This window comes from Xenorhabdus stockiae, from assembly GCF_002632825.1.
GTDB classification, from domain to species: domain Bacteria; phylum Pseudomonadota; class Gammaproteobacteria; order Enterobacterales; family Enterobacteriaceae; genus Xenorhabdus; species Xenorhabdus stockiae.
The window spans coordinates 1-4565 of sequence record NZ_NJAJ01000077.1; the positions used below are offsets into that span (position 1 = coordinate 1).

A 4565-nucleotide genomic window follows, 5' to 3' on the forward strand; every position below is an offset into this window, starting at 1 on the left:
GTCCCACCTGACCCCATGCCGAACTCAGCAGTGAAACGCCGTAGCGCCGATGGTAGTGTGGGGTCTCCCCATGTGAGAGTAGGGAACTGCCAGACATCACTTTATCAGTGTTGCCAAAATGGCAACACTTTTTATTTCAGCATTTGCTGATATGGCTCAGTTGGTAGAGCACACCCTTGGTAAGGGTGAGGTCCCCAGTTCGAATCTGGGTATCAGCACCATGAATAATATGTTCGGCAAATAAAACAGAATTTGCTTGGCGGCAATAGCGCGGTGGTCCCACCTGACCCCATGCCGAACTCAGTAGTGAAACACCGTAGCGCCGATGGTAGTGTGGGGTCTCCCCATGTGAGAGTAGGGAACTGCCAAGCTTTATATACAGTCAAAAAGCCACTCAAATGAGTGGCTTTTTGCATTTCTATCCTCATGATAGGTATTTACTGACTTATCTTTCAAATGCAGAGTCTGCTAGACTACAGTCAAATTACTTATTGAGCCTGAATTGAATGCCTGTCTGTAAATCAACCCAACTCAAAACATTTAACACATTTGGTATATCTGCAAATGCCAATCGTATTAGCGTAGCTGCCTCTGTTGGATCACTTCTGGCTTTGTGGCAAGAGGCTGTAGAAAATAATCAGCCTATCCTATTACTGGGTGGAGGGAGCAATGTTCTCTTCACTGAAGATTTCAAAGGCACTGTGATTCTGAATCGTATTACTGGTGTTGATATACAAGAATCAGATACCGCATGGAATATTCATGTTGGTGCGGGTGAAAATTGGCATGAGCTGATTCTTTATTTACTTAAACACAAGATCTATGGTTTGGAGAATTTAGCCCTTATTCCCGGAAATGTGGGTTCTGCACCTATCCAAAATATCGGGGCTTACGGAATTGAGTTTAAACAGGTCTGTGAGTACGTTGATTTAATTGAGCTGAAAACAGGAAAGCAGATTCGCCTGATGGAAAACGAATGTGGATTTGCTTACAGAGATAGTGTTTTCAAACATGAATATAGTAATGGTTATGCAATTACAGCGGTTGGTTTAAGACTGAATAAAGTATGGAAACCAATACTAACTTATGGTGATTTAACAAAATTCTCGCATAATGATGTAACACCAGAGCAAATTTTTCATACAGTGTGTGAAATGCGTCAGAGTAAATTACCAAATCCTGCGATCACAGGAAATGCAGGAAGCTTCTTCAAAAATCCAATTATATCAGCAGAATTGGCAGAGAAAATTAAATCTGAGTACCCTGAATGTCCCCAGTATCATCATAATGAACATAGTGTAAAAATAGCAGCGGGCTGGTTGATAGATAAGTGTCACCTAAAAGGGTATCACATTGGTCATGCGGCAGTTCACCAGAAACAAGCATTAGTATTAATCAATCAAGGCAATGCGACAGGACGTGATGTTATTGCTTTGGCTGCTTATGTTCGCAAGCAAGTAGCTGAAAAGTTCAATATTTATTTAGAACCGGAAGTCCGTTTCATTGGTAATGTAGGTGAAATAGATGCGGTGGAATGTATTTCATGAAAGACGTTAGTACTCCATTAAAGTTAATTAAAATTTTATCAGATGGTGAAATTCATTCGGGGCAGCAATTGGGCCAGAAGCTAGGGATGAGTCGGGCAGGAATAAATAAACATATTCAGGTTATTCGTGAATGGGGTGTGGAAATACTGACGATCCCGGGTAAGGGTTACCGTTTTCCTGCACCAATGAATCTCCTTAGCAAAGATATAATTGAAAATTATCTGCCTGAAAGTCGAATTGAAGTTATTCCAGTTATTGATTCTACTAATCAATACTTGTTAGATAAATTAACAGAACTTACTTCAGGTGATACCTGCGTTGCAGAATATCAATATGCAGGAAGAGGTCGCCGTGGAAGGCAATGGGTTTCTGCTTTCGGCCGTAATTTATATTTATCTATGTTCTGGCGATTAGAGCAAGGTCCTGCTGCCGCAATTGGATTGAGTCTGGTTGTGGGTATCGTAATCGCAGAAGTTCTGAATCGTCAGGGAGCTGAAAAGGTAAAAGTTAAATGGCCTAATGATCTATATTTGGATGACAAAAAGCTAGCAGGTATATTAGTTGAGCTAATGGGAAGGACTGGAGATGCGGCTCAGATTGTCATTGGTATTGGCATGAACATCTCGATGAGTAGTGAGCAGCAAAAGATAATAAATCAACAATGGTCTAATTTACAGCAGGCCGGAGTGACTGTTGAAAGAAATAAACTCGTTACTGAGATTGTTACTGAATTGAAGAAGGCGTTAGTTCAGTTTGAAAATGAAGGATTGCAATCTTTTGTTCCCAGATGGTTTAAATTAGATAATTTTATGAATCGTCCTGTGAAATTAATAATTGGTGAACAAGAAATTTATGGCATAGCCCGTGGCATTGATCAACAAGGAGCTTTGTTGCTTGATATCGACGGGATAGTCACACCTTATATTGGTGGTGAAATTTCCCTTCGGGGATGTTAATGAGAAGGCCGGAAGTATTTTCCGGCTTTTTGGCATTATTTTCTTAACCTAACGTTTTCAATCGCATGGTTTTTGCCTTTAGTCAGAATTAAGCTGGCACGCTCTCTGGTAGGCAGGATATTTTGTTGTAGATTTAGTCCATTAATTTCTCGCCAAATATCAGATGCTACCTTTACAGCTTCTTCCGTTGTTAACTTAGAATAATTGTGGAAATAAGACTCAGGATCAGAAAAAGCACCTTGCCGGAATTTAAGAAAACGGCTGACGTACCATTGTTCAAGTAATTGTTCTGACGCATCAACATAAATAGAAAAATCAACAAAGTCAGAAACAAAAACATGATGTGGTTCATGGGGATAATCCATACCACTTTGCAGCACATTTAAACCTTCCAGTATCAGGATATCTGGCCGTTCGATGATCAGCTGTTCATCAGGCACAATATCATAGCTGAGATGAGAATATACTGGAGCGGCAACCTTTTCAGCTCCTGATTTAATATCGGAGACGAATTTAACCAGACTGCGCATATCGTAGGATTCAGGGAACCCTTTCTTTTTCATTAGGCCGCGTTCATTCAGGATATTGTTAGAATGTAAGAAGCCATCAGTTGTTACCAGCTTTACACGACGATGTTCAGGCCATCGGCTGAGTAATGCCTGCAATAAACGTGCTGTTGTACTTTTGCCAACGGCGACGCTGCCTGCAATACCAATTACATAAGGTATTTTTTGCCCACCGGTTCCTAAAAACTGTTCAAGAACAGCCTGTCGTCGAAGGTTGGAGCTAATATAAAAATTAAGTAGACGTGATAATGGTAGGTAGATCTCAACCACTTCGTCTATTGAGATATCTTCATTAATTCCTTTTAAGGCAGAAAACTCTTCTGCTGTTAATGTTAGAGGCACCGAGTCACGCAAGGTTGCCCAATGTTCACGATCAAATTGTAAATATGGAGTCGTTAAAAAAGGTTCTTTCTCATTCATAAGCCAACATCTGCCTGTCTATGCAGGTTGGACGGGTACTCTTGCACACCCGTATCCGACAAAAAATAAATCTCATCATATCGGCTGAGCTATCATAGGCGTAGAATTTTTTATCATTTTAGTAATTTTTTTGATGGAAAATACAAAATTGCGAAAAAATGAGCGATCTTGGAGCTACTTTTAATTTAAAAAAATCGGCATTGGTATGGTTACTCACTCCTGAAAATAGACTGCTTACCTGAGTCTTGATACTTTAATTATATAATTATTGGCTGTTATTTATACTTTATCTAATTAAAAAATCATCAAAAAAGCCTTATCTGAATGGAATGTGAGCAAAAGAACAAAAAAAATAAATTTTTTGTTGCATCAGAGACGAATACTACCTAGAATGCGCAGCACTTGATGCCGGCATAGCTCAGATGGTAGAGCAACTGACTTGTAATCAGTAGGTCCCGAGTTCGATTCTTGGTGCCGGCACCATTAAAAATTTGGAAAGGTGGGGTTCCCGAGCGGCCAAAGGGAGCAGACTGTAAATCTGCCGTCACAGACTTCGAAGGTTCGAATCCTTCCCCCACCACCATGAACCAGTTTTCATCTTGAGTGTTCTGCTCGAGTTAGTACTCCAGACAAAATACTTGAGATACAATACAGCTGATTAAAGTCAGGTAGCCGAGTTCACGCGGGCATCGTATAATGGCTATTACCTCAGCCTTCCAAGCTGATGATGCGGGTTCGATTCCCGCTGCCCGCTCCAAGATGTGCTGATATAGCTCAGTTGGTAGAGCACACCCTTGGTAAGGGTGAGGTCGGCAGTTCGAATCTGCCTATCAGCACCACTTCCCTAGTTCTTGCCTCCTGGTTTTCTTCCTGTTGATATCTAAAAACAAGCAAAATTGCTTGGTTGATGTGGTGAAACCACCGATTCCGTGTCTTAGAGGGACAACCTAATGTCTAAAGAAAAGTTTGAGCGTTCAAAACCGCACGTTAACGTTGGTACTATCGGCCACGTTGACCACGGTAAAACTACCCTGACTGCTGCAATCACCACCGTTCTGGCAAAAACCTACGGCGGT

The 4565-nt window shown here is 41.0% G+C and carries 4 protein-coding genes, 5 tRNA genes and 2 rRNA genes; 10 read left to right on the forward strand and 1 reads right to left on the reverse strand.

What is annotated here, in order from left to right:
* From rrf (Xsto_RS19840) to birA, 5 genes are all read left to right on the forward strand, one after another.
* Positions 1-95: ribosomal RNA gene (gene rrf / locus Xsto_RS19840) — 5S ribosomal RNA — on the forward strand; the annotation flags it as partial.
* 50 nt (positions 96-145) lie between these two features.
* A tRNA-Thr gene (locus tag Xsto_RS19845) sits at positions 146-221 on the forward strand.
* Between the two features lie 34 nt (positions 222-255).
* Positions 256-371, forward strand: a 5S ribosomal RNA gene (gene rrf, locus Xsto_RS19850).
* 135 nt (positions 372-506) lie between these two features.
* A complete protein-coding gene (gene murB / locus Xsto_RS19855) occupies positions 507-1547 on the forward strand; it encodes a UDP-N-acetylmuramate dehydrogenase (RefSeq protein WP_099126199.1) in 1041 nt (346 codons plus the stop codon).
* The gene (gene birA, locus Xsto_RS19860; RefSeq protein ID WP_099126200.1) at positions 1544-2503 is read left to right on the forward strand and encodes a bifunctional biotin--[acetyl-CoA-carboxylase] ligase/biotin operon repressor BirA; all 960 of its coding nucleotides are present in this window, start codon (positions 1544-1546) and stop codon (positions 2501-2503) included. Before murB ends, birA begins: the two co-directional genes overlap by 4 nt.
* Before the next feature lie 35 nt (positions 2504-2538).
* Here the strand turns inward: birA and coaA are convergent, their stop codons facing one another.
* Positions 2539-3489 carry a type I pantothenate kinase gene (gene coaA, locus Xsto_RS19865; RefSeq protein ID WP_099111957.1) on the reverse strand — a complete coding sequence of 317 codons (951 nt, stop codon included), beginning with the start codon at positions 3487-3489 and terminating at the stop codon, positions 2539-2541.
* Positions 3490-3896: 407 nt separating this feature from the next.
* Here coaA and Xsto_RS19870 point away from each other — a divergent pair.
* From Xsto_RS19870 to Xsto_RS19890, 5 genes are all read left to right on the forward strand, one after another.
* Positions 3897-3972: transfer RNA gene (locus Xsto_RS19870), tRNA-Thr, on the forward strand.
* Positions 3973-3987: 15 nt separating this feature from the next.
* Positions 3988-4072 (forward strand) — tRNA-Tyr (locus tag Xsto_RS19875).
* 99 nt (positions 4073-4171) lie between these two features.
* Positions 4172-4246, forward strand: a tRNA-Gly gene (locus Xsto_RS19880).
* 6 nt (positions 4247-4252) lie between these two features.
* A tRNA-Thr gene (locus Xsto_RS19885) sits at positions 4253-4328 on the forward strand.
* 111 nt (positions 4329-4439) lie between these two features.
* Positions 4440-4565, forward strand: a 126-nt coding sequence (locus Xsto_RS19890; RefSeq protein WP_230333040.1) for a GTP-binding protein, incomplete at its 3' end; no start/stop codon positions are given.